Source organism: Saccharomonospora halophila 8 (assembly GCF_000383775.1).
GTDB classification, from domain to species: Bacteria; Actinomycetota; Actinomycetes; order Mycobacteriales; family Pseudonocardiaceae; genus Saccharomonospora; species Saccharomonospora halophila.
The window spans coordinates 102,000-105,260 of record NZ_KB912573.1; the positions used below are offsets into that span (position 1 = coordinate 102,000).

4 protein-coding genes and 1 pseudogene are annotated in these 3,261 nt (G+C 73.2%); 2 read left to right on the top strand and 3 right to left on the bottom strand.

Annotation, left to right across the window (positions count from 1 at the left end):
• Together SACHA_RS25720 and SACHA_RS0116895 are read right to left on the bottom strand one after the other, a co-directional pair.
• Positions 1-276: pseudogene (locus SACHA_RS25720) on the bottom strand (class I SAM-dependent methyltransferase); the annotation flags it as partial.
• Positions 255-758 (bottom strand): DUF2505 domain-containing protein, encoded by a 504-nt coding sequence (locus tag SACHA_RS0116895; RefSeq protein ID WP_019811670.1) that lies wholly within the window; start codon positions 756-758, stop codon positions 255-257. The pseudogene SACHA_RS25720 and the gene SACHA_RS0116895, both read right to left, overlap by 22 nt.
• 25 nt (positions 759-783) lie before the next feature.
• On the opposite strand from SACHA_RS0116895, the gene SACHA_RS0116900 reads away from it, so the two are divergent.
• Positions 784-1,842 carry a UDP-N-acetylmuramate dehydrogenase gene (locus SACHA_RS0116900; protein ID WP_019811672.1) on the top strand — a complete coding sequence of 353 codons (1,059 nt, stop codon included), beginning with the start codon at positions 784-786 and terminating at the stop codon, positions 1,840-1,842.
• A 128-nt stretch (positions 1,843-1,970) separates the two neighbouring features.
• Here SACHA_RS0116900 and SACHA_RS0116905 read toward each other — a convergent pair whose 3' ends face one another.
• Entirely contained in the window at positions 1,971-2,702 is a 732-nt protein-coding gene (locus SACHA_RS0116905; RefSeq protein WP_028663280.1) for an SDR family oxidoreductase, read from the bottom strand.
• A 71-nt stretch (positions 2,703-2,773) separates the two neighbouring features.
• Here SACHA_RS0116905 and SACHA_RS0116910 point away from each other — a divergent pair.
• Positions 2,774-3,261, top strand: a 488-nt coding sequence (locus SACHA_RS0116910) for an alpha/beta fold hydrolase (protein ID WP_019811677.1), incomplete at its 3' end; no start/stop codon positions are given.

Genomic DNA, 3,261 nt, shown 5'->3' on the forward strand with positions numbered 1-3,261 from the left:
GTCGGCCACCGCGCGGCCCGCCGCCACCCGGTCGGCGTCCAGCTCCAGCCCCAGCACCCGCACGTCCCGCCGGAGGGCGGTCAGCCTGCGCGCCAGTTCCACGGTGGTCACCGGGGACGCGCCGTACCCGAGGTCCACCACCAGGGGATCGTCGGACGCCGACAGGGCACGGCGCACCCCCGGGTCGGCCACGAGCCAGCGGTCGACCCGGCGCAACCGGTTCGGGTTGGTGGTGCCGCGGGTCGGCGCGCCGATCAGCCCCGGCCCGCGAGCCACCGCACCGTGAATTCGGCCTCGGCGTCGAGCAGCCGGGTGACCTGCTCGGCGACCATGTTCTCCAGCGTGCCGCCGACCAGCGGCAGCCGTACGGCGACGGACCCGCGGGTCCGGACCACGCTGTGCTCACCCTCCGCGGTGATTTCCGTGTCGGCGGTGAGCCGGCCGGGGAGGTCGGCGACGTGGACCGCGACCGTGCCGGTGTAGCGCCCGGTGCCGTGGTCGGTCCAGGTGTGCTCCCGGTGCACCACCAGGTCACCGCGATGGACGCGGCGCACGGCGCCGGGCAGCTTCGCCGTGTCGATGCCCTGGACGAGCGTGTAGCGGATCCCGTCCGCGGTGGTCTCGTGCGTCGGGATCCCGGCGTGCGAACCACCCGCGTGGGCGAGCCGGGCCCGCAGTGCCCGCTCGTCGGTCTGGGCCGCGAACACCTCGTCGGTGCCGTGGACATACCTCGCCCGGTGCTCGATGGGGGTGGCCATGGCGGGGACAGTACCGTGGGCCCCCGTGAGCACTGACGGAACGGTCGGCACCGAACGGCTGAGCGCGCACACCACCCTGCGCCTGGGCGGCGCCGCACGACGGTTCGTGCGGGCGGAGAGCTCCGACGCGCTGGTCGCCGCCGTGCGTGAACGGGACTCGGACGGCGAACCCGTGCTGCTCGTGGGCGGCGGGTCGAACCTCGTCGTCGGTGACGACGGCTTCGACGGCACCGTGGTCCGCATCGCCACCACCGGGTGGTCCGGGGCCGACGGAGAGACGGTGGCGGCGGGCCAGGACTGGGACGCCTACGTCGCCGCCACGGTCGCGGCCGGGTTGGGCGGCCTGGAGTGTCTGTCCGGGATCCCCGGCTCCACCGGGGCGACACCGATCCAGAACGTGGGCGCCTACGGCCGTGAGGTCAGCGAGGTGCTCGACTCGGTCGACGTCTACGACCGGCGCACCGCCGAGATCCGCACCCTCGGCGCCGCCGATCTCGGCTTCGCCTACCGCACCAGCGCGCTGAAGGGCACCGACACCGGGGTGGTGCTCACCGTGCGCTTCCGGCTGCACACCGACGGGCTGTCCGCGCCCGTGCGCTACGCCGAGCTGGCGCGCACGCTCGGTGTCGACATCGGCACCCGGGTACCCGCCGCGGAGGTGCGCGAGGCGGTGCTGAGTCTGCGGCGGGGCAAGGGCATGGTGCTCGACCCCGGCGACCACGACACGTGGAGCGCGGGATCGTTCTTCACCAACCCGATCGTGCCCGAGTCGGAGTTGGACACGGTGCTCTCCCGGATCACCGAGGTGCTCGGCGACGACGTCACCGTGCCGCGCTACCCGGCCGACGGCGGGGTCAAGCTCTCGGCGGCGTGGCTGATCGAACGCGCGGGCTTCACCAAGGGCCACCCGGGCCCCGGTGGTCGCGTGTCGCTGTCCACCAGACACACCCTGGCCCTGACCAACCGCGGCGCGGCGACGACGTCCGACCTGCTCGCCCTGGCCCGCGAGGTCCGCGACGGCGTCCGCACCCACTTCGGCGTGACCCTCACCCCGGAACCCCTCCTGATCAACTGCAAGCTCTGACCAGTGCCCCGGTCACCCCGGGTGTTGCCGTGAAGGGCACCTTCCCTGCGTTCAACGCAGCGAGGGGCACATTCACTGCGTCACACGCAGGGAAAGTGCCCTTCACGGTTACCTCCACCAGGGGACCGTCATTCGCGGTGGACGCGGCTGCCGTGGTGTTGGGCGCGGGGTTTGACGGTGATCTGGTCGAGGTTGACGTGCGGGGGGCGGGTCGCGGCGAAGGCGATGACGTCGGCCACGTCCTCGGCGGTCAGCGGCTGCAGGCCCTGGTAGACCTGCGCGGCCCGTTCGGTGTCGCCCTCGAAGCGGTTCAGCGAGAAGTCGGTCTCGACCATCCCCGGAATCACCTCGGTCAACCGCAGCGGGTCGCCGAGGTGCTCCGAGCGCAAGGTCTGGTGCAGCGCCGACTGGGCGTGTTTGGCGGAGGTGTAGCCCGCCCCGCCGTCGTAGACCTCGTGCCCGGCGATCGACGTGACCGTGATCACGTGGCCGTCCCCGGAGGCGATCAGCTTCGGCAGCAACGCCTTGGTCACCCGCAGGGTGCCCAGCACGTTCGTCTGCCACATCCAGCGCCAGTTGTCCTCGCCTGCTTCCTCGACCCGCTCCAGCCCGCGCGCGCCGCCCGCGTTGTTCACCAGCACGTGGCACTCCGGGATCTGCTGGACGAACGACTCGACGGACTCCGCGTCGGTGACGTCGAGCAGGTGCGCGGTGCCGGACAGTTCCTCGGCCAGCGGCCGCAGCCGGTCGAGCCGCCGTGCCCCGAGGACGACGTGGAAGCCGGACCCGGCCAGTGCGCGGGCGGCCGCCTCGCCGATGCCCGCGCTCGCTCCGGTGATCACTGCGGTTCGGGTGCTCATGGCCTGCAGATGCTGCCAGGTAGTGTGGCACCGCCGAAGCACTGGTGGCCCGCGGGAGGAGCGAGGAACGGATGCGGACGGACGTCGTCGGCGCATCGGGTGTCCGGATCAGCGTCCTGACCGGCGGTGACCCCGGGGGCGGCGCGTCCGCACCGGACACCCCGGACACCCCGGACACGACCCCGGCGATCCTGTTCCTGCACGGCTGGGCCCAGTCGGCACGGGCGTGGCACACCCAACTCACCGACCCGGAGCTGTCGGGCCGATTCCCGCTCGCCGCGATGGATCTTCGCGGGCACGGCTGTTCGGACGTCCCCGACGGCGGCTACGACGACCCGGCCGCCTGGGCCGACGACGTCGCCGCGGTGCTGCGCCTGCTGGGGCGGCCCACCGTGCTGGTCGGCTGGTCCTACGGCGGCCTGGTGATCACCGACTATCTGCGCGTGTACGGCACGCGGGATCTGGCCGGACTGGTCCTCGTCGGCGCGATCACCGAGATCGGCCGGGGACGGCCCGGCGGCCGCGTGGGCCCCGCGATGGCCGCGGCGCTGCCGGACGC